Source organism: Allobosea sp. P1_B10, from assembly GCF_056406735.1.
Genome location: NZ_JBFTZP010000002.1, coordinates 199,448 through 222,010, shown reverse-complemented (window position 1 = coordinate 222,010; position 22,563 = coordinate 199,448). Strand labels below are relative to the sequence as shown.

Annotated in this window: 21 protein-coding genes; 7 read left to right on the top strand and 14 right to left on the bottom strand. The window is 67.4% G+C overall.

Going from position 1 to position 22,563, the window contains the following annotated elements:
- Positions 1-118 precede the first annotated feature (118 nt).
- The gene (locus AC1D2L_RS05695) at positions 119-721 is read right to left on the bottom strand and encodes a DUF5666 domain-containing protein (protein WP_476844864.1); all 603 of its coding nucleotides are present in this window, start codon (positions 719-721) and stop codon (positions 119-121) included.
- 202 nt (positions 722-923) lie between these two features.
- Here AC1D2L_RS05695 and ychF point away from each other — a divergent pair, with 202 nt between their 5' ends.
- Both ychF and AC1D2L_RS05685 read left to right on the top strand, forming a co-directional pair.
- Positions 924-2,021, top strand: coding sequence for a redox-regulated ATPase YchF (ychF, locus tag AC1D2L_RS05690; RefSeq protein ID WP_476844863.1), 1,098 nt, complete (start codon positions 924-926; stop codon positions 2,019-2,021).
- 9 nt (positions 2,022-2,030) lie between these two features.
- Positions 2,031-3,050: a MaoC/PaaZ C-terminal domain-containing protein gene (locus AC1D2L_RS05685; RefSeq protein ID WP_476844862.1), complete on the top strand. Its 1,020-nt coding sequence runs from the start codon at positions 2,031-2,033 to the stop codon at positions 3,048-3,050.
- Here AC1D2L_RS05685 and AC1D2L_RS05680 read toward each other — a convergent pair whose 3' ends face one another.
- From AC1D2L_RS05680 to AC1D2L_RS05640, 9 genes are all read right to left on the bottom strand, one after another.
- Positions 3,051-4,358, bottom strand: a complete 1,308-nt coding sequence (locus tag AC1D2L_RS05680; protein WP_476844861.1) for a GGDEF domain-containing protein — start codon at positions 4,356-4,358, stop codon at positions 3,051-3,053.
- A 51-nt stretch (positions 4,359-4,409) separates the two neighbouring features.
- A complete protein-coding gene (locus tag AC1D2L_RS05675; protein WP_476844860.1) occupies positions 4,410-5,054 on the bottom strand; it encodes a class II aldolase/adducin family protein in 645 nt (214 codons plus the stop codon).
- On the bottom strand, positions 5,051-6,157 hold the full coding sequence (mtnA, locus tag AC1D2L_RS05670; protein ID WP_476844859.1) for an S-methyl-5-thioribose-1-phosphate isomerase: 1,107 nt from the start codon (positions 6,155-6,157) through the stop codon (positions 5,051-5,053). Before mtnA ends, AC1D2L_RS05675 begins: the two co-directional genes overlap by 4 nt.
- 212 nt (positions 6,158-6,369) lie before the next feature.
- Positions 6,370-6,906 (bottom strand): adenine phosphoribosyltransferase, encoded by a 537-nt coding sequence (locus tag AC1D2L_RS05665; protein WP_476845218.1) that lies wholly within the window; start codon positions 6,904-6,906, stop codon positions 6,370-6,372.
- Between the two features lie 67 nt (positions 6,907-6,973).
- Positions 6,974-7,852, bottom strand: a complete 879-nt coding sequence (locus tag AC1D2L_RS05660; RefSeq protein WP_476844858.1) for an S-methyl-5'-thioadenosine phosphorylase — start codon at positions 7,850-7,852, stop codon at positions 6,974-6,976.
- A gap of 137 nt (positions 7,853-7,989) precedes the next feature.
- Entirely contained in the window at positions 7,990-8,865 is an 876-nt protein-coding gene (locus AC1D2L_RS05655; RefSeq protein WP_476844857.1) for a cytochrome c1, read from the bottom strand.
- A gap of 15 nt (positions 8,866-8,880) precedes the next feature.
- Positions 8,881-10,146 (bottom strand): cytochrome b, encoded by a 1,266-nt coding sequence (locus AC1D2L_RS05650; protein WP_476844856.1) that lies wholly within the window; start codon positions 10,144-10,146, stop codon positions 8,881-8,883.
- 71 nt (positions 10,147-10,217) lie between these two features.
- Positions 10,218-10,769, bottom strand: a complete 552-nt coding sequence (gene petA, locus AC1D2L_RS05645; protein WP_476844855.1) for a ubiquinol-cytochrome c reductase iron-sulfur subunit — start codon at positions 10,767-10,769, stop codon at positions 10,218-10,220.
- Positions 10,770-10,958: 189 nt separating this feature from the next.
- A complete protein-coding gene (locus AC1D2L_RS05640) occupies positions 10,959-12,824 on the bottom strand; it encodes an ABC transporter ATP-binding protein (RefSeq protein ID WP_476844854.1) in 1,866 nt (621 codons plus the stop codon).
- Between the two features lie 217 nt (positions 12,825-13,041).
- Here AC1D2L_RS05640 and AC1D2L_RS05635 point away from each other — a divergent pair, with 217 nt between their 5' ends.
- Together AC1D2L_RS05635 and hemF are read left to right on the top strand one after the other, a co-directional pair.
- Positions 13,042-13,542, top strand: a complete 501-nt coding sequence (locus AC1D2L_RS05635; RefSeq protein ID WP_476844853.1) for a tRNA (cytidine(34)-2'-O)-methyltransferase — start codon at positions 13,042-13,044, stop codon at positions 13,540-13,542.
- 50 nt (positions 13,543-13,592) lie between these two features.
- A complete protein-coding gene (gene hemF, locus AC1D2L_RS05630) occupies positions 13,593-14,462 on the top strand; it encodes an oxygen-dependent coproporphyrinogen oxidase (protein WP_476845217.1) in 870 nt (289 codons plus the stop codon).
- Positions 14,463-14,515: 53 nt separating this feature from the next.
- Here hemF and AC1D2L_RS05625 read toward each other — a convergent pair whose 3' ends face one another.
- The 4 genes from AC1D2L_RS05625 to AC1D2L_RS05610 all read right to left on the bottom strand — a co-directional run bounded on the left by AC1D2L_RS05625 (position 14,516) and on the right by AC1D2L_RS05610 (position 17,330).
- A complete protein-coding gene (locus tag AC1D2L_RS05625) occupies positions 14,516-15,757 on the bottom strand; it encodes a CCA tRNA nucleotidyltransferase (protein ID WP_476844852.1) in 1,242 nt (413 codons plus the stop codon).
- Positions 15,754-16,011, bottom strand: coding sequence for a DUF6111 family protein (locus AC1D2L_RS05620; protein WP_476844851.1), 258 nt, complete (start codon positions 16,009-16,011; stop codon positions 15,754-15,756). The genes AC1D2L_RS05625 and AC1D2L_RS05620 overlap by 4 nt, the downstream gene beginning before the upstream one ends.
- Positions 16,012-16,089: 78 nt before the next feature.
- Complete coding sequence (locus AC1D2L_RS05615; protein ID WP_476844850.1) at positions 16,090-16,743, bottom strand: CoA pyrophosphatase; 654 nt, start codon at positions 16,741-16,743, stop codon at positions 16,090-16,092.
- On the bottom strand, positions 16,740-17,330 hold the full coding sequence (locus AC1D2L_RS05610) for a DUF1285 domain-containing protein (protein WP_476844849.1): 591 nt from the start codon (positions 17,328-17,330) through the stop codon (positions 16,740-16,742). Before AC1D2L_RS05610 ends, AC1D2L_RS05615 begins: the two co-directional genes overlap by 4 nt.
- Before the next feature lie 275 nt (positions 17,331-17,605).
- Between AC1D2L_RS05610 and AC1D2L_RS05605 the strand changes: the two genes are divergently transcribed.
- From AC1D2L_RS05605 to AC1D2L_RS05595, 3 genes are all read left to right on the top strand, one after another.
- Positions 17,606-18,619 carry an AAA family ATPase gene (locus AC1D2L_RS05605; RefSeq protein ID WP_476844848.1) on the top strand — a complete coding sequence of 338 codons (1,014 nt, stop codon included), beginning with the start codon at positions 17,606-17,608 and terminating at the stop codon, positions 18,617-18,619.
- Positions 18,620-18,636: 17 nt separating this feature from the next.
- The gene (locus tag AC1D2L_RS05600) at positions 18,637-19,557 is read left to right on the top strand and encodes a DUF58 domain-containing protein (RefSeq protein WP_476844847.1); all 921 of its coding nucleotides are present in this window, start codon (positions 18,637-18,639) and stop codon (positions 19,555-19,557) included.
- 166 nt (positions 19,558-19,723) lie between these two features.
- On the top strand, positions 19,724-22,540 hold the full coding sequence (locus tag AC1D2L_RS05595) for a DUF4159 domain-containing protein (protein WP_476845216.1): 2,817 nt from the start codon (positions 19,724-19,726) through the stop codon (positions 22,538-22,540).
- Positions 22,541-22,563: the final 23 nt, after the last annotated feature.

The window sequence follows — 22,563 nt, the reverse complement described above, 5'->3', positions numbered from 1 at the left end:
CGTAGCGCTCTACGTCAACCTGGATTGCTTCGTCGCTGCGCTTCTCGCAATGACGGCGCGGTTTCCTAGAAATCGCCTGATCGTGGGTTTGCTGCGCATCCAATTTCACGCCACCACCCTACAGCGGCAGCTCCGCCCCCGGCTTGGCGATCGTTATGCGGCTTGCGCTCAGGCTGCCATCGGCCTGCTTCACAGCGCTCAGCGCGACCTGCGCGCCCGGAACGAGTTCGGCGGCCTGCGCAGGCGCCGCCATGATGATGTTGGCCTCGGGTGTGATCGTGACCTTCTGCTCGCCACCGGGATAGGTCAGGACGATGTTGGCGCCGTCGACGCGCGAGACGGTCTCGGCGACCGTCGCATTGGTCATGGTCGAATCCGGCAGCACCGCCCAGGGGCGATGCCCCTCGCCCGTGCCGCGCATCGCCTCGGGGAAGATGAAGACCTGCACCGCCATGAGCGTGCCATCGGCCTGTGGCCGCGCGCCGACGCCGACGAAGCCGCCCTTCTTGATGTCGGCTGCCGTCGCCTTGACGACGCCGCCGACCGAATAGCCCGCGGCCAGCGCAACCTTCGCCTCCCGACCCTCAATCGTCTTCACGGTCAGGCTGTTGCCATCGACGGCCTCGACCTGGCCCCGGATGCGCGTCTGCGGCGACTGCGCCAAAGCGAGCCCCGGCACGGCGAGACCTATGACGAGGACAGCGGCGGAGAGTGAACGCATCGGTCGGATCCATGCTCGGTTGAGGGGTCTTGGACGCAGTGGTGCGCCCGCCCTCGCGCCTGCGCCACGCACGTTCCCGTGAAGTCGCAGGGCGGGCATTCGGCCGCCTGTCTTGTGTTTCTGGCCTCGCACCGTCAATAAGACGGCAACTGTTCAACCTGTCGACGCCACGCCTCCGGCGGCATCGCAACGGATCGATCTCATGGGCTTCAAATGTGGAATTGTTGGCCTGCCGAACGTCGGCAAGTCGACCCTGTTCAACGCGCTGACGCAGACGGCTGCCGCTCAGGCCGCCAACTACCCGTTCTGCACGATCGAGCCGAATGTCGGCGACGTCGCCGTGCCTGACGACCGTCTCGAGCAGCTCGCTGCCATCGCCGGCTCCAAGGAGATCATCCCGACGCGCCTGACCTTCGTCGACATCGCCGGCCTCGTGCGCGGCGCCTCCAAGGGCGAGGGCCTCGGCAACCAGTTCCTGGCCAATATCCGCGAATGCGACGCCATCGCCCATGTCGTGCGCTGCTTCGAGGATGGCGACGTCACCCATGTCGAGGGCAAGGTCGCCCCGATCAACGACATCGAGATCATCGAGACCGAGCTGATGCTGGCCGATCTCGACAGCCTCGAGAAGCGCGTGCTGCCGCTCGAGAAGAAGGCCAAGACCGGCGACAAGGAAGCCAAGGAACTGGCCGACCTGATGAACCGCTGCCTCGTGCTGCTGCGCGAGGGAAAACCCGCCCGCCTCGTCCAGGTCGCGGCCGATGAGCGTCGCAGCTTCGAGACGCTGGGCCTGCTCTCGTCCAAGCCCGTGCTCTATGTCTGCAATGTCGAGGAAGCCAGCGCCGACAAGGGCAATGCCTTTTCGGAGGCGGTTAAGGCTCGTGCGGCAGAAGAAGGCGCGGTCGCCGTCGTCGTCTCGGCCAAGATCGAGAGCGAGATCGCCGTGCTGCCGGCCGCCGACCAGAAGGACTATCTGGAGGCCGTCGGCCTCGAGGAGCCCGGCCTCAACCGCGTCATCCGCGTCGGCTACACCCTGCTCGACCTCGTCACCTATTTCACGGTCGGCCCCAAGGAAGCCCGCGCCTGGACCATCGAGAAGGGTACCAAGGGTCCCGCAGCCGCCGGCGTGATCCATAGCGACTTCGAGAAGGGCTATATCCGCGCCGAGACGATCGCCTATCCCGACTACATCGCCAACAAGGGCGAGGCCGGCGCGCGCGAGGCCGGCAAGTTCCGGCTGGAAGGCAAGGAATACGTCGTCGCCGATGGCGACGTGCTCCATTTCCGCTTCGCCAACTGAGCGCTTGCGATGATGGTCTTCGAGGATTTCGTCCCCGGCGAAACCAGCCTGGCAGGCCGCATCGCGGTCAGCCAGGACGACATCATCGCCTATGCCTCGCGCTACGACGCGCAAGACTTCCACACTGACCCGGAGGCCGCCAAGGCGACCTTCGTTGGCACGCTGATCGCGTCGGGCTGGCACAGCTGCGGCCTGTTGATGCGGCTGATCGCAGGCGATTTCCTGCTCGGTTCCACCGGCATGGGTGCGCCGGGGATCGACGAGATCAAATGGCTTCGCCCTGTGCTGCCTGGCGACAGCTTGAGCGCCAGCCGCACTGTTCTGGAGACCAAGGCCTCGCGCTCGCGCCCCGAGATGGGGCTGGTGCGCTTCCGCTTCGCGCTACTCAACCAGCGCGACGAGCCTGTGCTGGAGCAGACCAACTGGATCATGTTTGGCCGGCGCGACAGCGGCGCAGCCCAACCCATGGGCGACTGGCTCAGCCATCCGCCGCGCTACGTACCGCCAGCCGTACTCAGCCCTCTGGAGCCGCCAGCCGGCGAGCCCGAGCCCGTACGCTATTTCGAGGAACTCGAGATCGGCAGGAGCCAGAAGCTCGGCAGCTTCGTATTCACACCCGCCGAGATCGTCGCCTTCGCCCGCTCCTTCGATCCGCAGCCCTTCCACATGGATGAGGCGGCCGCCAGGGCGAGCGCCTTCGGGGCGCTGGCGGCGTCCGGCTGGCATACCGGCTCGGTCTGGATGGCGTCGATGGTCCAGAGCCGGCGCCGGCAGGAAGCGGCCTCACGCGCAGCCGGCGTCGCCCAGCCCCCGCGCATCGGCTCCTCGCCCGGCTTCAAAAACCTGCGTTGGTCAAAACCGGTACTTGCCGGAGACCGCATCACCTATCACTCGACGCTGACCGACAAGCGCGCCAGCGCCTCGCGTCCGCAATGGGGCCTGTTCTTTCACCACAACACGGGCGTGAACCAGCGCGGCGAGGAGGTCTTCAGCTTCGACGGCTGCGCCTTCGTCGAGCGCAGCCCCTGATCAGCCGGCGATCTGCAGCGGCATCGGCGACAGGTCCACGATCTCGACACGGTCACGTCCATTGCGCTTGGCGGCATAGAGCGCTTCGTCCGCGCAGCCATGCAGGCGCGTGCCGTCGAGCGGCCCCTCTCCGGCACAGAGGCCGATCGACACAGTCACGCCGGTGAGCGCCGGGTGCAGCGCCTGCCATGCCACCTGCGTCAGCGCGTGGCGGATGGCGAGCGCGATCTCATGGGCCGCGTCCTGCGTCATGCCACCGAGCAGGACGCCGAACTCCTCGCCACCGATCCGTGCGGCCAGCGAAGAGGCCACCGGGATCTGCCGGGCCACGACCTCTGCGATCAACTTGAGGCAGGCATCCCCCGCGAGATGGCCAAAGCGGTCGTTGATCGTCTTGAAGTGGTCGACATCGATCATCATCAGCGCGACCGGCGCCGCTTGTGCCACCGCCTTGGCCAGACCCGCCACGAAGCGGCGGCGGTTGGCCAGGCCAGTCAGCACATCCGTCTCGGCCAGTTCCGCCAGAGCCGCGTTGGCCTGGCGCAAGGCCTCCTGGGCGTCGAGCAGTTCCATCTGCTGGCGCTTGGCAGAAGTGATGTCGGCATGCGTGAAGAAGCCGACCCCGTCGGCGCTGTGGCGAGCGATCACCCTGAGCCAACGCTGGCCCGGCAGCTCGATCTCGAAGGGAGCGCCGTCATAGCGCAGGCCGTTGCGGATCGCCGCCCGCCAGGCGCCTGCAGGAGAGCCGTCGCGCCAGCACCAGGCGATGATGTCGTCGAGCGTGCGGCCGACGACCGCATGGCCGTGGGGGAGGTCGTAGAGCTGGCTGAAGGCTGCATTGGCGGCGATGATCCGGTCCGATGCGTCGAGGATCGTCGCCCCGTCCGGGATGAACGGCAGCGCATCGATGATCGGCAGGGCGAAGGCCGGCGGCCTGTCGGCCAGGCTCCTGTCCTCGAGGCACTGCCACATCCGCACGCGCCCGCCATCGGGGGCCCGCAGCGAGGAGGCACGCAGATGCCGGCTGTTATGCCTGAATTCGAAGGGCTGGGTCTGGTTGACGTGGCGGGCGACGCCTTCCGCAATATAACGCTCGATCTCGGGCATCTCCTCCGACGACAATCGCCCGCAGTAGAAGCGGGCAAGGTTGTCGCGATAGGGCTCGCCGACATAGATCAGCCCCTCGTCTTCCGGAAAGAACAGCAGGAACGTCCTGTTCCAGCCAACAGCCTTCATGCCCGCGTCATATTCGCAGGCGCCGATCCCAAGCATGTCGAGCGAGTCGAGCAGATAGCGCGATAGCTTCATGCTTCAACATTCGGATAAAGGCCTTAACAACCTGTATGAGAAATCCCTAAGTCAACCGACCTTGCCGTAGCCGGTAAACTTGGCGCTGACGCGCGCCATCTCTGCCTCATCCAGGATGACCGGCTCGAGCCCCGCAGCGAGGATGTCGAGATATTGTCCGGCGAGATTCTCGACTTCCGCCACGATCTGGTGCGCCCCCGCGAGCGAGCCGCCAAGGGCGATGACGCCGTGGTTGGCCAGCAGCACGGCCTTGCGGCCCTCCAGCGCCCGCACGGCGTTCTCCGCAAGCTCGGGCGAGCCGAAGGTGGCGTAGTCGGCGCAGCGTACATCGGCCCCGCCGCAGAGCGCGATCATGTAGTGGAAGGCCGGGATGCCACGCCGTGTCGAGGACAGCGCGGTGGCGCGCGGCGAATGCGTGTGCACGATCGCCTGTGCGTCGGGCCGCGCCCGGTAGATCGCGACATGGAAGGGCCATTCCGAGGAAGGCTTGCGAGCGCCGCTGAGGACTGTTCCGTCAAGTGAGAGATGGATCAGATCGTCGGGCGTCGTCTGGGCGTAAGGCAGGCCCGAGGGCGTAATCAGCATGCCTTCGCCGAAGCGGGCCGAGACATTGCCGGATTTCGAGGGGCAGAACCCTGCCCGGTCGATCGCCTGCGCGACCGAGACGATCTCGGTGCGAAGCTTGGCCTCGGTCATGTTGTGGCTCCATAGGCAAGGTCAGGAAAAAGGTCGGCAAGCCCCTCGGCGCTCGCAGGCGCGATGCCGCGCTCTGTGATCAGGCCGGTCACCAGGCGCGCCGGCGTGACGTCGAAGGCCGGGTTCGCGGCGGCGCTGCCGGGCGCGACCACGCGGAATGTCTGGACCCCGCCATCCTCGGCCAGCCCCATCAGATGCGTGACCTCGCGCCCGGAGCGCTCCTCGATAGGAATGGCCATCCCGTCGGTCATGGTCCAGTCGATCGTCGGGGACGGCAGCGCGACATAGAACGGGACGCCGCTGTCGTGAGCAGCCAGCGCCTTCAGATAGGTGCCGATCTTGTTGGCGACATCGCCATTGGCCGTGGTCCGGTCGGTGCCGACGATCACCATGTCGACCTGCCCGCGCTGCATCAGGTGACCGCCGGCATTGTCGGTGATCACGGTATGGGGCACGCCATGGGCGCCGAGCTCAAAGGCAGTCAGCGCCGCGCCCTGGTTGCGCGGCCTGGTCTCGTCGACGAAGACATGAACCGGGATGCCGGCGTCATGCGCCAGGTAGATCGGCGCCAGCGCCGTACCCCAGTCGACTGTGGCCAGCCAGCCGGCATTGCAATGGGTCAGGATATTGACGGGCTCGCCCTCAGGCTTGCGCCCGGCGAGTTCGCGGATGACAGGCAGGCCGTGCTCGCCGATCGCCCGGCACAGCGCCACGTCCTCGTCGCACAGGACGGCCGCCTCGGCATAGGCCGCCTCGATGCGCGCCTCGGGCGCCGTTGCGTCGAGGCGCCGGTGCATCCGCTCCAGCGCCCAATGCAGGTTGACGGCGGTCGGCCGCGTCGCGCCGAGCAGAAGTATGGCCGCCGCAAGCCCGGCATCCGATGCATCGACGCGCATCGCCAGCGCCACGCCATAGGCTGCCGTTGCGCCGATCAGCGGCGCCCCGCGCACGATCATCGTGCGGATGGCATCGGCGGCCTGCTCGACGGATCCGAGCGTCACGGTCTCGAACCGGAAGGGCAGCTTGGTCTGGTCTATGACGCTGACGCGCCAGCCATCCTGCGCGAGCCAGATCGTCCGGCAGGGCTGGCCGTTGATCTTCATCGCGACACGCGCCTTGCAAGCAACAATGCTGACCCAGCCCGCATCCTGAGAACCCGGCCGATCATGAGCGTCCTATTTTCAACGGCTCGCTCTCGAACACAATGCTTGCGGTCATTCCGGAGCGCTGGCCGGCGAGGCTCCGGCATGGATACCGGGTATCCCTGTGGTCGCCCGGGGTTACGCCACGTTTCGACGACGGTTCGTCGGCCATCTCAATGCCCTGCGAAGGACACCAGCGTGCGCACCGGTATGCCAAGCCGCCTGACTTTCTCGGCGCCGCCGAGGTCGGGCAGGTCCACGATGAAGCAGGCGGCCACCACCTCTGCGCCGAGCCCGGCGAGCAGGTTGACGGCAGCCTCGGCCGTCCCGCCAGTGGCGACGAGGTCGTCGACCAGCAGCACGCGCTCGCCACGTGTCACGGCGTCCCTGTGGACCTCGATCTCGTCGGAGCCGTACTCCAGCGCATAGGACATGCTGACCGTCTCATGCGGCAGCTTGCCCTTCTTGCGCACCGGGATGAAGCCGGCCGAGAGCTGGTGCGCGACAGCGCCGCCCAGGATGAAGCCGCGCGCCTCGATGCCGGCGATCTTGGCAATCTTCAGCCCGGCAAAGGGCTGCACCAGTTCATCGACGGCGCGGCGGAAGGCGCGCGCATCGCCGAGCAGCGTGGTGATGTCACGGAAGATGATGCCCGGCTTGGGATAGTCCGGGATCGCACGGATCGTGTCGGCAAGGTTCATGAGGGCCATCTGGGACGGGGACAACGGCGAAGCCTTGGTCGGGCCTCGCTCGGGCTTCGTCAAGAGCCTAGCCACATCACGCCGCCTTCAGCACACGCCCCGCCACCGCGTCGAGCTTGGCCAGAAGCGCGGGGTCGCGATAGTCCGGCGCGGTGATGATGGCGTTGTCCAGGGCGTTCTGCGAGCCCACCGGGCAGGGCTGGCGCTCAGCCGGGAAATCCGCCGCCAAGCGCGCGACGAGCCGGCGCGCCTTGTCGGCGTTGCCATGCAGCACCGCCACCACAGCCGCCACGTCGACGACCGAGTGCTCGGGATGCCAGCAGTCGAAATCGGTCACCATCGCGACGGTCGCGTAGGTGATCTCCGCCTCCCGGGCAAGCTTGGCCTCCGGCATCGCCGTCATGCCGATCAGGTCGTAGCCGAGCGACTTATAGGTCAGCGATTCCGCGTAGGTGGAGAATTGCGGCCCCTCCATCGTCACCAGCGTGCCGCCACGCACGAAGGCGAGGTCTTCCGCCGTCGCCGCCTCGGCCAGGCGAGCCTGGAGGGCCGGGCCGACGGGATGCGCGAAGGAGACATGGGCGACGCAGCCGGTGCCGAAGAACGAGCTGTCACGGCGCGTGGTGCGGTCGACGAACTGGTCCACCAGCACGAACAGACCGGGATAGAGCTCGGACTTGTAGGAGCCGCAAGCCGAGAGCGAGACGAGGTCTGTGACCCCTGCCCGCTTCATCACGTCGATGTTGGCGCGGTAGTTGATCTCGGAGGGCGGGATCGCATGGCCGCGGCCATGGCGGGGCAGGAAGACGATCTTGGTCTTGCCCATGCGGCCGATGCGCAAGGCGTCCGAGGGCTCGCCCCAGGGGCTCGAGATGCGCTCCTCGCGCAGCTCCGTCAGGCCCGGCAGGTCGTAGATGCCGGAACCGCCGATGATTCCAAGTACGGCTTCGCTCATGCGGGATTCCTTTTGTTCAGCCGACGTAAGACCATGGTTTTGTGACGGTCACAACAACGGGGGGTGATCGCCGGCCTGCCGTCGCCAAACGAAAAGGGCCCCGTTACCGGGGCCCTTTTGCCAGAATTCCAGAGCGTTCAGTGCGTCGCCGAACCGTCGGGCATGCGGGCCCAGACCTTCTTCTTGGTGTAGTACAGCAGCGAGCCCAAGATCAGCAGGAAGATCATCACCTGCAGGCCGGTGCGCTTGCGCGCCTCGAGATGCGGCTCGGCCATCCAGACCATGAAGGCGGACACGTCGCGGGCATACTGGTCGACGGTCTCGGGAACCGGCGACTTGCCGTCAGCGCCCTTGGGATATTCGACCTGGCCGTCGGAGATGGGCTTGGGCATCGCGATCAGGTGCCCGGGCATATAGGTGTTGTAGTACTGGCCCGGCATCAGGGTGACGCCTTCCGGGGGCTTGTCCTGGTAGCCGGTCAGGAGCGCGTGGATGTAATCCGGCCCCTGCTCCTGGTACTGGGTGAAGATGTCGAAGATGAAGGTCGGGAAACCGCGCACATAAGTGCGGGCCTTGGCCAGCATCGACAGGTCCGGGGGATAGGCCCCGCCATTGGCCGCGCGCGCGGCCTGCTCATTGGGGAACGGCGCCGGAAAGCGATCGGCGGCACGGCCCGGGCGATCGAACATCTCGCCCTGATCGTTGGGCCCGTCCTTGACCTGGTAGGTCGCGGCGAGGCCATTGACCTGGCCCTTGGTGAACTCAGGCCCGCCCGGCTCCGCCAGGTTGCGGAAGGCGACGAAGCTGGCTGCGTGGCAGGAGGCGCAGACTTCCTTGTAGACCTTGAAGCCGCGCTGGAGCTGGGCGCGGTCGAACTTGCCGACCGGACCCGAGAACGACCACTGCATCTGCGGCGGCTTGACGCTGCCCTCGGCGGCCGACGCGGAGGTCGCGGCGGCAAGCGAGAAGGCAAGGCCGGTAGTGAGCCCGGTGAGGGCGAGGCGGAACGACATCGAATTCATTGTCAGTCAGCCCCTGACGTTCGCTGCGGCAGCCACGGTCGAGCTGCCCTTGGAGGACGCGAGCACCGAGTCGGCGATCGAGGTCGGCAACTGCTTCGGCTTTTCGAAGAGGCCGACGACAAACAGCGCGGCGAAGAAGCCGAAATACAGCACCGTGAAGATCTGCGACGCGACGACGTAGCCGCCTTCTGCAGGCATGGCGCCGAGATAGCCCAGGCCGACGCAGACCACGAGGAAGGCCCAGAACAGCTGGCGAGCGATCGGACGATAGCTCATCGACTTGACCTTCGAGGTGTCGATCCAGGGCAGGAACGCCAGGACGACGATGGCCGCGCCCATGGCCATGACGCCGCCGAGCTTGTCGGGAATGGCGCGCAGGATCGCGTAGAAGGGCAGGAAGTACCACTCGGGGACGATGTGCGAGGGCGTGGCAGCCGGGTTCGCGGGGATGTAGTTGTCCGCATGGCCCATGAAGTTGGGCTGATAGAAGACGAAGTAGCAGAACACGAAGATGAAGCACACCATACCGAAGATGTCCTTGATCGTCGCATAGGGCGTGAACGGCACGGTATCCTTCTGGACGTTCTTCACCTCGACGCCGGTCGGGTTGTTCTGACCGACATGGTGAAGGGCCCAGATATGCAGCACGACGACGCCGAAGATCATGAAGGGCAGCAGGAAGTGCAGCGAGAAGAAGCGGTTCAGGGTCGGGTTGTCGACCGAGTAGCCACCCCACAGGAAGGTCACGATGGTCTCGCCGATCACCGGCAGGGCCGAGAACAGGTTCGTGATGACCGTGGCGCCCCAGAACGACATCTGGCCCCAGGGCAGCACATAGCCCATGAACGCGGTTGCCATCATCAGCAGGAAGATGACCACGCCGAGGATCCAGAGGACCTCGCGAGGCGCCTTGTACGAGCCGTAATAGAGGCCGCGGAAGATGTGGATATAGACGGCCACGAAGAACATCGAGGCGCCGTTGGCATGCAGGTAGCGCAGCAGCCAGCCATAGTTCACGTCGCGCATGATGTGCTCGACCGAATTGAAGGCCAGCAGCGACTGCGGCGTGTAGTGCATCGCCAGGATGACGCCGGTCACGATCTGCGCGACCAGCATGAACATCAGGATCGCGCCGAAGGTCCAGAAATAGTTCAGGTTGCGCGGCACCGGATAGGACACCGCCGAGTCATGGGCGAGCCGGACGATGGGCAGGCGCGCATCGAGCCAGCGCTCGATACCGGTCTTCGGAACGTAAGAACTGTGACCACTCATGAAGAATGCCTCAGGGCTGTCTGGCCGTCGCGGGAGAAAGTCGAGCTGAGATACGCGAAATCGGTCACGGTTCAGCCGATCTTGATCTTGGTGTCAGCGGTGAAAGCATAGGGAGGCACCGGCAGGTTGAGCGGTGCGGGGCCCTTGCGGATGCGGCCGGACGAATCGTAGTGCGAGCCGTGGCAGGGGCAGAACCAGCCATCGAAATCACCCTTCGGCTCGCCGGGAGCATTGCCGAGCGGGACGCAGCCCAGATGGGTACAGTTACCATAGACGACCAGGAAAGGCTCGTGCCCTGCCTTGGTGCGCTGCGGGTCCGTCTGCGGGTCGCGCAGCGTCGCGATATCGACCGCGAGCGCCTCGTCGATTTCCTTCTTGGTGCGATGGCGCACGAAGATGAGCTTGCCGCGCCAGAACAGCTTGATGGCCTGTCCTTCGGCGATCGGCGCCAGATCGACGTCGATCGGGGCGCCGGCGGCGACGGTCTGTGCGTCGGGCGCGAGCTGGCTCACGAGCGGCACGACGACCGCGCCGAGGCCAACGACGCCAGCGGCCCCGGTAGCCAGCATGAGAAAGTCGCGGCGGGTGGTTTCAGTCGGTGTCGTCTCGGTCGCGTGGGCCACGATCTAAACCTCTGCGCTTCAGCAAGCCTTGGAAGGCTACGAATTCTAGTCCAGCGCCCGTCTTACGGGCGCCTCTGTGCAGCCGCAATGCGGCGGCACGTCACTGGCGGCTCTTTGGCACGCAGTTTTGATGAAGTCTACTGTTGCTGCGCCGCGCCGCACGCATGGCGAGAACGACGCCAGCCCGGTTCAGGGCAGAACGTTTTCCGGATCGGCCGCCGCGAGGAACCCGCCCGACTGGCGCGACCAGAGCCGCGCATAGAGCCCACCGCGCGCGATCAGCTCCGCATGGCTGCCGGAATCGACGATCCGGCCCTGATCGAGCACGATCAGCCGGTCGAGCGCGGCGATCGTCGACAGCCGATGCGCGATCGCGATCACGGTCTTGCCCTCCATCAGGGAGGTCAGCTGTTCCTGGATCGTCGCCTCGACCTCAGAATCGAGCGCAGAGGTCGCCTCGTCGAGAATCAGGATCGGCGCATCTTTCAACAGGACGCGCGCAATCGCGATGCGCTGGCGCTGGCCACCCGACAGCTTCACGCCGCGCTCGCCGACGCGCGATTCGAAGCCGCTGCGGCCGTCCTGGTCCGAGAGCCCCAGCACGAACTCATCCGCCGAGGCCTGCCGAGCCGCCGCCAGGATCTGGCTCTCGGTCGCGCCGACGCGGCCATAGGCGATGTTGTCGCCGATCGAGCGGTGCAGCAGCGAATTGTCCTGCGTCACCATGCCGATCTGCGCGCGCAGGCTGTCCTGCGTGACATGAGCGATGTCCTGGCCGTCGATCAGGATGCGCCCACTCTCCAGCGGATAGAGCCGCAGCAGCAGGTTCACCAGCGTCGACTTCCCCGCGCCCGAGGGGCCCACGAGGCCGATCTTCTCGCCCGGCCTGATGTCGAGATCGAGCCCGTCGAAGAGGCCTGTTCCCTTGCCGTAGTTGAAGCGCAGCTTCTCGAAGCGGATGCCGCCCCTTTCGACCAGGAGGGGCGTTGCATCGATTGCATCCGTCAGGTCATGGGGCTTGGCGATTGTCTCCATGCTCTCCTGGACGGAGCCGATGTTCTCGAACACCCCGCGTACCAGGTGGATCAGCCAGGTCGACATCTGCACCAGCCGCAGCACGAGCCCGATCGAGGCCGCGACCGCGCCGGGCGTCATGACGCCGCCGCTCCACAGCCACAGGCACAGCCAGGCCGTCACCACGACGAGCAGGCTGTTCATGGCCTGCAGGATGACGCTGACCCCTGTGATCAGCCGCGACAGGTGAAGGAACGACGCGTTCCAGCGCGTCAGCGAGTCGCGCACGGCTGAGCGCTCTGCATCGGAGCGCGCGAACAGCTTCACGGTCAGGATATTGGTGTAGGAATCGACGATGCGCCCCGTCGTCGAGGAGCGTCCGAGCGAGTTCGCTTCCGAACGGAGCTTCGCGCGCGGCACGAAATAAGTCAGCAGCCCGATATAGGCGGCAAGCCAGGCGAGGACCGGCAGCACGAGCCAGATGCTCGTGGTGCTGAAGAAGCCCAGCGCCACCGAGACGAAGATCAGCGCGTACCAGAGGTCGTCGATGATCTCGATCGTCGCGCCGCGGATCGACTGCCCGGCCTGGATCACGCGTGCCGAGAGGCGGCCGGCAAAGTCGTTCTGGAAATAGGAGAGCGCGTGGCCGAGCGTATAGACGTGGTTGCGCCAGCGGATCTGGTTGGTGATCTGCGGCACCACCACCTGGTCGACGATGGCGTGGTTGGCGAAATAGATCAGCGGCCGCACCACCACGAGCAGGAACGCCGCTCCGGCCAGCAGCCAGCCATGATCGCGAAAGATTGTCTCCGGCGACTGATGGCTGAGGAGGTCGACGAACCAGCCGACCATCAGATACATCGCCGCCTCGATGCCACTGAAGCCGAGCCCGGTGAGCATGATCAGGGCCATCCAGCCCTTCACGCCCTTGATGTGGTGCCACATGAAGGGCCAGACGCCGCGCGGCGGCGTGATGCGCTCGTCGAACGGCGCGAAGACGTCGATGCGGCTTTCGAGATAGCGGAACAGGGGTGCGAACATGATGGCCGCTCTCCTGGACCGGCATGGCGTCGAAATCTGGGCGTCGGGAGGCAGCCTTGACGTCGGCGCCTCCCGCCCTCCGGGAGGCCGCCTCACGGGCCCTCCGAACGGGGGCTCGTTTCTCAAATCGTCTTCAACGCCCTTGGATATGGGATGCGCCGCGACACACGGCCAGCCTTCTTGACGCATAGCATGCCGCCATCTCATGACAGCAGCCATGCTGCGCCTTGCTCTCTACCAGCCCGACATTCCCCAGAACGCCGGCACGATGATCCGGATGGCGGCCTGCCTCGGCGTGGCCGTGGACATCGTCGAGCCCGCGGCTTTCGATGTCTCGGATCGCCATTTCCGCCGCTCCGGCATGGATTATCTCGAGCGCGCCGTGCTGACGCGCCATGATTCCTTCGCCGTTTTCGATGGCTGGCGCCGTACCGCCGGGCGCCGCCTGATCCTGGCCGAGACCGACGGTGCGACGCCTCATGTCGCGTTCCGCTTCCAGCCCGGCGACATCGTCATGGTCGGGCGGGAATCCGCTGGCGTGCTGCCGGAGGTCTATGCCGCTGCCGATGCGAGCGTCTGCATTCCGATGCGAACGGGTTTGCGCTCGCTCAATGTCGCGGTTGCAGCTGCGATGGTATTGGGCGAGGCACTGCGACAGGTTGACGGGTTCGCGCGGCTCGAGAATTCGGATGCGCCCCCGGCGGAGACAAAGACATGACCGAGTATGAAGCTGAGACGCTGGCCGAATCGATCAGCCTGGCCGAAGCCATGAAGCCACGTGCCGCCGCCTGGTTCACGGAACTGCGCGACCGGATCTGCGCGGAGTTCGAGGCAATCGAGGACGAGGCCACGGGCCCCTTTCCGCCCGAAAGCGACGCTCCGGGCCGCTTCGTCCGCAAGGCCTGGCGGCGTCGCAACCATGATGGCGCGGATGGCGGCGGCGGCACCATGGCGCTGATGTCGGGGCGGGTCTTCGAGAAGGTCGGCGTGCATGTCTCGACCGTGCACGGCACCTTCCATCCCGATTTCGCCGGCCAGATCCCGGGCGCGGCCGAGGATCCGCGATTCCATGCCACGGGAATCTCGCTGATCGCCCATCCCTGGAACCCGCACGCGCCGACCGTGCACATGAACACGCGCTTCGTCGTCACCACCAAGCCGTGGTTCGGTGGCGGCGCGGACCTCACCCCCGTGCTCGATGCGCGCCGCTCGCAGGACGATCCCGACGCGATCGCCTTCCACGCAGCCATGCAGGAGCCCTGCGAGCGCTTTGCGCCGGTGGCCGACTACCCGCGCTTCAAGAACTGGTGTGACGAGTACTTCCACCTGAAGCACCGCAACGAGCCGCGCGGCATCGGCGGCATCTTCTACGACTACGTCTGGTCGGGTCAGCCGGAGGCCGATTTCGCCTTCACCCAGGCTGTCGGCGAGGCGTTCCTCAAGGCCTATCCCCCGATCCTGCGCGCTAACATGTCGAAGCCCTGGACCGAGGCCGAGCGCCACGAACAACAGGTCCGGCGCGGCCGCTATGTCGAGTTCAACCTGCTCTACGACCGCGGCACGATCTTCGGCCTCAAGACCGGCGGCAACGTCGATTCGATTCTGTCCTCAATGCCGCCAACGGTGAGATGGCCGTGACGAGCGTCGTCACAGCCAGGCGCTGACCGCCTCGGCCTCCGCGGCGACCGCTATCACGCTTGTGAGGCCGCGAGCGCCCTCTCGAGGAGCCTGGATTGCTCGGCGCGGTCGGCCGGGCAATCAGCCTCGATCCAGCTCCGCCGCGCGCCGTCCAGCACGCGCCCGATCCGCGGGCCGCTCGGCACGCCGAGCGCCATCACGTCGCGGCCGCTGAGCAGGAAGCGCGGCGTGCGACCGAGCGCAGCGATCAGTGCCTGGACGGCAAGCTGCCCCGCCGTCTCCGCCGAGGCGCTGGCCAACACCATCGCACCGGCGACGGCGTCCGCGCCGACACGGTGCCCCCAAGTCCTCAGCGCTGCGATGTCCGGCAGCGCCGCACGCCCCGAAACGCCCTCCAGGGCGAGTGCGAGCCGCTCGATCCGGTCGGCCTCGTCATTGGAGAGGCGCAGCCGCTCGCGCAGCCTCCACGCGTCCTCGCGAACACTGACGGCCAGCGCCGCGAGCCGGAACGAGGGACAGACCCGCTCGCCTCCCCCGCCCTGCGCGATGGCACGGAACCGCGCGAGTTGCGGGACACAGCCCAGCACGGGCATCAGCAGGCCGGCTCCTGCCATCGCCTCGAGAGTATCGGCAGCAAGTGGCGCGGCCAGCAGTTTCAGGAGTTCGGCCCGCACCCGCTCGCGCGATAGCCCCTCCAGCCCCGCCCGCCCGGCGAGGCAGGCAGCAAGCCCCGCCGGGTCGAGACCGCCGCGACCGTAGCGGGCATGGAAGCGGAAGAAGCGCAGGATGCGCAGGAAATCCTCGTGGATGCGCGCCCCGGGCTCGCCGATGAAGCGGATGCGCCGCGCCGCGAGGTCGGTCAGGCCATCGCAGTAATCATGCACCTTCCCCGCAGAATCGAGACCGAGCGCATTGATGGTGAAGTCGCGCCTCAGCGCATCCTCTCGGAAATCCGTGCAGAAGGCGACGATGGCGTGGCGGCCGTCGGTCGCGACATCGCGCCGCAAGGTCGTGACCTCGAAGCCGATGCGGTCGCGCACCAGCGTCACGGTGCCATGGGCGATGCCGGTGGGAACGGCCTTGTAGCCCGCCGCCTGGCCCAGCCGGATGGTTTCCTGCGGCGAAGCCGTCGTCGCGAGGTCGACGTCGCCGACCGCTACGCCAAGCAAAAGATCGCGCACCGCACCGCCGATGATGCGGGTCTGCATGCCGTCGCGGTTCAGCGCCGCCATGATCGCCGCAATCTCGGCGCGCTCCAGGAAGGCTGCGACGCGCGCCTTGGTCGGCGCGTTCATTTGAAGCGGCCCGGCACCAGCTTCCCGTCTTCCATATGCGGCGGCTCATAGGCGCCGGTATGGCGTGGCGCCAGCCAGCCCGCGACCAGAAAGAAGCCGAGCGCGATCAGAAGCCCCGCGACCGACAGCCTGAACAGATGCGGGCTCCAATGCTCGACGTCGAACGGATTACGGCGCCGTGCAATCAGATACGTGGCAAACAGACAGAAGGGCAGGACGAAGAGCAGGAACTCCTCGATCAATGTCCGAAGCATCGACGCATATCCGTTCTCGCTAAAGCCGTAACGCAATGCCGCCTCGGGACCACCTGTCCCTCCGGCACCATCGTACTCTCAGTCGACCAGCCGCTCGTAGAGATTGCGGATCATGCCGGCGGTCGCGCCCCAGATATAGCGATCTCCGAACGGCATCGCATAGTAGGTGCGATACATCCCCTTCCACTCGCGCCCTTCCCGCCGGTGGTTGGCGGGGTCGAGCAGGAACGAGAGCGGTGTCTCGAAGGCCTCGTCGACCTCATGGGGGTTGATCGTCAGCGCAAAGGGCGGCTCGACGAGCCCGACCACGGGCGTGACCCGGTAGCCGGTGCCCGTCAGATAGGCGTCGAGATAGCCCAGCACGCGAACATGCTCGCGAGCCAGCCCGATCTCTTCCTCGGTTTCGCGCAGGGCCGTGACCACCGGCGATCCGTCGACCGCATCGACGCGCCCGCCCGGAAAGGCGATCTGCGCCGAATGGTTGCGCAAGGCAGCGGCCCTCTGCGTCAGCAGCACTGTCGGCCCCGAGCCTCGCGACACGACCGGGATCAGCACCGCGGCCTGCACGGCTGCATGCTCGTCGGGCGCGGCCATGGGTTGCGGCTGCAGCTCGTGGTCGCCGCGCGGCCGGCTGATGATGTCGCCGGCCTCGGGCGGCTCGCGACGGAGGCGCTCGCTTGCAAGCCTCGTGAAATCGTCGATGGTCAGCCGCAGGGCCCGGTCCGTCCTCATGCCGCTGCACCGTCCCCGATCTCGCTTGCCGGCACGGCCGGATGGAACACGCCCCCCGCCGCGACCCCGAACATCGCGACGCCGTCGACCGCTCGGACCTCGCCGAGTGCCAGGAGGTCGTAGGTGACGGCACGCGTCACGCGGGCCCAGAGCCCGGCGCGGACATGGACATAGGGCTTGAGCCCATCCTTGGGGGCCCGCTCGAAGCGAATCGCGTGCTCGCTGCCGGCGCTCACGATGTCGTCGACCTGCGTGCGGAAGGCGAGCGAGCGCGTGTCGCCCTGCCCGTCCACCGCCATTTCGACCGCCTGGAACGGCGCATCCTCGACCTTGATGCCCACCTTCTCGACGGGCGTGACGAGGAAATACGCGTCGCCGTCCTTACGCAGCACCGAGGAGAACAGCTTGACCATCTTGGGCCGGCCTATCGGCGTACCGAGATAGAACCAGGTGCCGTCGGCCGCGATACGCATGTCGAGATCGCCGCAGAAAGGCGGGTTCCAGCGCTCCACGGGCGGCAGCCCGCGCCCCTTGGTCTCGCCCAGCGCCGCCATGAGGCGCTCCATCGCATTTCCGCTCTGGTTCATCGAAAGTCCCGTCTGCATCGACTGCGGCATATTGGTTGCATCGCGTCCTTTGCCTTGAACTCCACATAATCGTGAAGCGGAGTTTATGTGCACCGGTTCATTCGGTGCTTGAGCCGGCAAGATGGCCCGTCCACATTCAACCGCTGAGACCGGTGCGGGTTCGGACAATGCTGCGAAACGCGCGAAGCGCGGTTTTCGTGGGTCGAGCAGTTCTTGAATTGAGCGGGCTCTCGATCGGGCCGGTTCTTCGGTAGAGGTTGGAGGAGATCGACAGCATGGCGCAAGTCCGGGCGGCGGAGCAGCCGATCAATCTCGACACCGGCATCGTCGAGGCCGCCGAAGCGGCGCTGGCCGCGATCGGGGCGGCACGCAACGAGATCGGCCTGGTCATCTTCGGCCAGCAGAAGGTCGTTGACCTCTCGCTGATCACCCTTCTGGCCGGCGGCCACGGCCTTCTGGTCGGCGTGCCCGGCCTCGCCAAGACCAAGCTGGTCGAGGCCATGGGCACCGTGCTCGGCCTCAGCGCCCGGCGCGTCCAGTTCACGCCTGACCTCATGCCCTCCGACATCCTCGGTTCCGAGGTGCTCGACGAGAGCGCCGACGGCAAGCGCCATTTCCGCTTCATCAAGGGTCCGGTCTTCGCCCAGTTGCTGATGGCCGACGAAATCAACCGCGCTTCGCCGCGCACGCAGTCGGCGCTGCTCCAGGCGATGCAGGAGCATCACGTCACCATCGCCGGCGAGCGCTATGACCTGCCGGCCCCCTTCCATGTGCTGGCAACCCAGAACCCGATCGAGCAGGAGGGCACCTATCCGCTGCCCGAGGCCCAGCTCGACCGCTTCCTGCTCGAGATCGACGTCGGCTATCCCGACCGCGAGGCAGAGCGTCGCATCCTGATGGAGACCACGGGCTCGGCCGAGCACAAGCCGGTGCAGGCGATGACGGCCGAAACGCTGATGTCGACGCAGCGGCTGGTCCGCCGCCTGCCCGTCGGCGAAGCGGTGGTCGACGCCATCCTCGATCTCGTCCGCTCCGCGCGTCCCGGCGACGGCGATCCGGCGATCACCGACAAACTGTCATGGGGCCCCGGCCCGCGCGCCAGCCAGTCGCTGACGCTCGCCTGCCGCGCCCGCGCTCTGGTCGAGGGGCGCCTCGCGCCCTCTGTCGACGACGTCGCCGCTCTCGCGATCCCTGTCCTCAAGCACCGCATCGCGCTGACCTTCGCCGCGCGCGCCGATGGCGAGACCGTCGAGGGCGTCATCGGCAAGCTCGTCGAGCGCCTCGGATAAGGGAGAACGTCATCGCAATGCTGCGCACGCGCGTTCTCGGCCCGACTGAACGCCAGCCGGCCCGGCCGGTCCTCACAGCCTCGCTCGATCTCGCCGCGCGCCTGCCGCGGCTGATCCTCGAGGCGCGGCGCGTGTCGGCCAGCGTGCACGGCATCCATGGACGCAGGCGCGCCGGCCCCGGCGAGACATTCTGGCAGTACCGGCCGCTCGTGACCGGCGAATCCGCCTCGCGCATCGACTGGCGCCGCTCGGCCCGCGACGGCCATCTCTTCGTGCGAGAACGCGAATGGGAGGCCTCGCACGCGATCTGGCTCTGGATCGACCGCTCGGCCTCGATGGGCTTTGCCTCCTCGCTGGCGCTGGCCTCGAAGGTAGACCGCGCCCTGGTCGCAGGGTTCGCACTGGCCGAGACGCTGGTCGAGGGCGGCGAGCGTGTCGGCCATCTCGGCCTGACTAGGGCGCTGGCCTCGCGCCGCATCGTCGAGACGCTGGCGCAGGCGATCCTGGTCGACAGCAAGGGCGAGACTGCCGACCTGCCGCCCGACGCCGCCCTTCCCCGCCTTGCCGAGGCGATCATCATTACCGATGGCCTGACGCCCGCCTCCGCGCTGGCCAGGCGCATCGCCACGATGTCATCGAGCGGCGCGCGCGGCCATGTGCTGCTCGTCGCAGACCCGATCGAGGAGACCTTTCCCTTCACCGGGCAGGCGGAACTGTTCGATCTCGAGGACGGCCTCACGCTGCGCGTCGGCGATGCCGGCGCCTGGGGCGAGGAATACCGCCAGCGGCTTGAGGCGCATCGCGATGCGATCAAGGAGGCCTGCCGCAAGGCCGGCTGGACCCTGACCCTGCACCGCACGGACCGCCCGGCCAGCGAAGGCGTCCTGCGCGTTGCAAGCCTGATCGCGGCATCGCGCAGCGGCGGGGGTGGCCGGTGATGGTGCGTGTCCCGACAATCGCGCGTCATCCCGGGCGGAGCGAATTGCAGACCCGGAATCCATTCCGGAGCGCTGATCCGAAGAGGTTCGGGAATGGATTCCGGGTCTCCCTTCGCTCACCCGGGCTGACGTGTTCGATGGGTTCGTGGAAGGCCGCAAAGCCATGCTGAGCGCCCTGCCCTTCGCCTTTTCCGCGCCGCTTGCACTTGCTGCGCTCGCACTGCTGCCGGCGCTGTGGCTGATCCTGCGGGTGACGCCGCCCCGGCCGCGCCGCATCGATTTCCCGCCGCTGAAGATCATGGCCGACCTTGTCGCCAAGCGCGAGATGCCGGCCCATACGCCCTGGTGGCTGCTGGCCATGCGCATGGCGGTCGCGGCGCTGGCGATCCTGGCGGTCGCAGGCCCGGTCTGGAACCCGCAACGCGAGGCCGGGCCGATCCGGGGTCCGATGCTGCTTCTGATCGACAATGGTTTCGGTGCTGCCACCGACTGGCCCGAACGCCTCGCGGTCGCCGAATCGCGCGTCGCCGCCGCCACCCGCGAAGGCCGCCCGGTCGCGCTTGTCGGCCTCGCCGAGAGCCCGGTCGAGATCGCGCTCTCGGAGCCGCGTGCTGCGCTCGAACGCCTGCGCGCCTTCAGCCTGCAACCCCACGCGCCCGACCGTGCCGCGCATTTGGCGCGCATCGAGGCTTTCCTCGCCAAGTCTCCTGACGCCGAGATCGTCTGGATCGCCGACGGTCTCGCGGTCGGCGACGACACCGCCTTCCTGGCCCGGTTGAAGCAGGTGGCCGATGCCCGTCGCCTCTCGATCCATGCCGGCCCGGTCGACCAGCTCGCTTTGGCCAACCCCGAAAACCTCGCCGGCGCGCTGACCGTGAAGGTTCTTCGCCCGAGCGCCGCTGCCGCCGCAACCGGTCAGGTCCGCGCGCTCGATCTCAAGGGCCTCCCGCTCGGCGACGCGCCCTTCATCTTCGAGGGCTCCAACCTCCAGAGCTCGGCCCGGCTGACACTGCCGATCGAGGTCCGCAATGCCGTCTCGCGGCTCGAGATCGTCGGCGAGCGCAGCGCCGGGGCCGTCGCCCTGCTCGACGACCGCGCCAAGCGCCGCCGCGTCGGCATCGTCTCGGGGGCCACGATCGACACCGCCCAGCCGCTGCTCTCGCCGACCTATTACGTCTCGCGCGCCCTGCAGCCCTTTGCCGAGGTCCGCGAGCCCCGCCCGGGCTCGACGGATCCCGTCGGCGAGTTGCTGGCGCAAAACCTCTCCGTGCTGGTGCTGGCCGATATCGGCGCGCTCGATCAAGACACCGCCGCCAAGATCGACGCCTTCATCGCGCGCGGCGGCGTGCTGCTGCGCTTCGCCGGCGCGCGCCTTGCCGCCGCCTCCGACGACCTCACACCCGTACGCTTGCGTCGCGGCGGCCGCACGCTCGGCGGCGGCCTGTCCTGGGAGACGCCGCGCAAGCTCGCGCCCTTCACCCGTGAAAGCCCGTTCTTCGGGACTGCGATCACCGACGATGTCCGCGTCTCCCGCCAGATCCTGGCCGAGCCTGAGGCCGACCTCGCCAAGAAGACCTGGGCGGCGCTGGAGGACGGCACGCCCGTCGTCACCGGCGAGCGTCGTGGCGACGGCGTCATCGCGATGGTGCATGTCACCGCCGACACCACCTGGTCGAACCTGCCGCTGTCTGGCCTGTTCGTCGAGATGCTGCGCAAGGTCGTGGGCCTTGCCGGAACGGGGCCCGCGGAGGCCCAGGGAGAGGATGCGCGCGTGGAAACCCTGTCGCCGACCCGCGTGCTCGACGGCCAGGGCGCCTTCCGCTCTCCCCCCGCCACCGCCCAGCCGGTTGCCCGCAACTTCACGGCGCGCGCCACGCTTGCGCATCCGCCCGGCATCTACGGCCCGGCCGACGGCTCGCTCGCGGTCAATGCCCTGAACCCGACCGATACGCTGGCGGCCCTGGACCTCGCTTCACTGGGGGCCCCGATCCTGCCCGTCGACAAGCCGGTCGCGCAGGATGTCCGACCGCTGCTGCTCGTGCTCGCGCTGCTGCTGCTGGTCGCCGACACGCTGGCGACGCTCTGGCTCGGTGGCAGGCTCAATCTTGCCCGTCGCAGCCGCCGCGCCATACCGGCCGCGATCCTGATCGCGCTGGCGTTTGGCCTGGCTGGCGCTCCCGATCATGCCCGCGCGCAGCCTCTGCCCGCCGCGCCCGCAGACCAGCGCCCGCCGATCCCCCGCGAACTCCTCGCCAACGGCGCCGTCACGCGCCTTGCCTATGTCGTCACCGGCGACAAGGCCGTCGACGACATGTCGAAGGCCGGCCTTGCCGGCCTTAACATCGTGCTTGGCGCCCGCACAGCGCTGGAGCCGGGCGATGCCGTCGGCATCAACGCGGACAAGGACGAACTCGCCTTCTTCCCGGTGCTGTACTGGCCGATCGTGGCCGGCCGCCCAATCCCTGCGGCCGAAACCCTGCGCAAGCTTGAGGCCTATATGAAGGGCGGCGGGCTCGTGATCTTCGACACCCGCGACGCCATGAGCGCCCGGCCCGGCGGCGGCACCACGCCTGAGGGCGACCAGCTGCGCCGCATGCTGCAGACGCTCGACATTCCCGAGCTCGAGCCGCTGCCGCGCGACCACGTCCTGACAAAGACCTTCTACATCCTGGACAGCCTCGTCGGCCGCTATGACACCGGCACGACCTGGGTCGAGATCCTGCCGCCGGCCGGAGAGGATGGCCGCCGTCCGGCGCGCGCCGGCGACAACGTCTCGCCGATCATCATCACCTCCAATGATTTCGCATCGGCCTGGGCCGTGGACCGGCGCGGACAGGGCCTGGTGCCACTCTCGGGCGCCGATCCGCGCCAGCGCGAGATGGCCCTGCGCGCCGGGGTGAATCTCGTGATGTATGCCCTTACCGGCAACTACAAGGCCGACCAGGTCCACGTCCCGGCGCTGCTCGAAAGGCTGGGGCAGTGAGGCTGCGGTTCATATGCATCGAC

What these genes read in the sequence shown, in the direction of transcription:
- AC1D2L_RS05655 (WP_476844857.1), bottom strand. Translation starts at nt 8,865, where the DNA reads ATGTCGTTCCGCCTCGCCCTCACCGGGCTCACTACCGGCCTTGCCTTC.
- AC1D2L_RS05660 (WP_476844858.1), bottom strand. Translation starts at nt 7,852, where the DNA reads ATGAGCGAAGCCGTACTTGGAATCATCGGCGGTTCCGGCATCTACGAC.
- hemF (WP_476845217.1), top strand. Translation starts at nt 13,593, where the DNA reads ATGAAGCCACGTGCCGCCGCCTGGTTCACGGAACTGCGCGACCGGATC.
- AC1D2L_RS05665 (WP_476845218.1), bottom strand. Translation starts at nt 6,906, where the DNA reads ATGGCCCTCATGAACCTTGCCGACACGATCCGTGCGATCCCGGACTAT.
- AC1D2L_RS05605 (WP_476844848.1), top strand. Translation starts at nt 17,606, where the DNA reads ATGGCGCAAGTCCGGGCGGCGGAGCAGCCGATCAATCTCGACACCGGC.
- AC1D2L_RS05615 (WP_476844850.1), bottom strand. Translation starts at nt 16,743, where the DNA reads ATGAGGACGGACCGGGCCCTGCGGCTGACCATCGACGATTTCACGAGG.
- AC1D2L_RS05685 (WP_476844862.1), top strand. Translation starts at nt 2,031, where the DNA reads ATGATGGTCTTCGAGGATTTCGTCCCCGGCGAAACCAGCCTGGCAGGC.
- AC1D2L_RS05640 (WP_476844854.1), bottom strand. Translation starts at nt 12,824, where the DNA reads ATGTTCGCACCCCTGTTCCGCTATCTCGAAAGCCGCATCGACGTCTTC.
- ychF (WP_476844863.1), top strand. Translation starts at nt 924, where the DNA reads ATGGGCTTCAAATGTGGAATTGTTGGCCTGCCGAACGTCGGCAAGTCG.
- AC1D2L_RS05695 (WP_476844864.1), bottom strand. Translation starts at nt 721, where the DNA reads ATGCGTTCACTCTCCGCCGCTGTCCTCGTCATAGGTCTCGCCGTGCCG.
- AC1D2L_RS05680 (WP_476844861.1), bottom strand. Translation starts at nt 4,358, where the DNA reads ATGAAGCTATCGCGCTATCTGCTCGACTCGCTCGACATGCTTGGGATC.
- AC1D2L_RS05625 (WP_476844852.1), bottom strand. Translation starts at nt 15,757, where the DNA reads ATGAACGCGCCGACCAAGGCGCGCGTCGCAGCCTTCCTGGAGCGCGCC.
- AC1D2L_RS05675 (WP_476844860.1), bottom strand. Translation starts at nt 5,054, where the DNA reads ATGACCGAGGCCAAGCTTCGCACCGAGATCGTCTCGGTCGCGCAGGCG.
- AC1D2L_RS05620 (WP_476844851.1), bottom strand. Translation starts at nt 16,011, where the DNA reads ATGCTTCGGACATTGATCGAGGAGTTCCTGCTCTTCGTCCTGCCCTTC.
- mtnA (WP_476844859.1), bottom strand. Translation starts at nt 6,157, where the DNA reads ATGAAGATCAACGGCCAGCCCTGCCGGACGATCTGGCTCGCGCAGGAT.
- AC1D2L_RS05635 (WP_476844853.1), top strand. Translation starts at nt 13,042, where the DNA reads ATGCTGCGCCTTGCTCTCTACCAGCCCGACATTCCCCAGAACGCCGGC.
- AC1D2L_RS05600 (WP_476844847.1), top strand. Translation starts at nt 18,637, where the DNA reads ATGCTGCGCACGCGCGTTCTCGGCCCGACTGAACGCCAGCCGGCCCGG.
- AC1D2L_RS05650 (WP_476844856.1), bottom strand. Translation starts at nt 10,146, where the DNA reads ATGAGTGGTCACAGTTCTTACGTTCCGAAGACCGGTATCGAGCGCTGG.
- AC1D2L_RS05610 (WP_476844849.1), bottom strand. Translation starts at nt 17,330, where the DNA reads ATGAACCAGAGCGGAAATGCGATGGAGCGCCTCATGGCGGCGCTGGGC.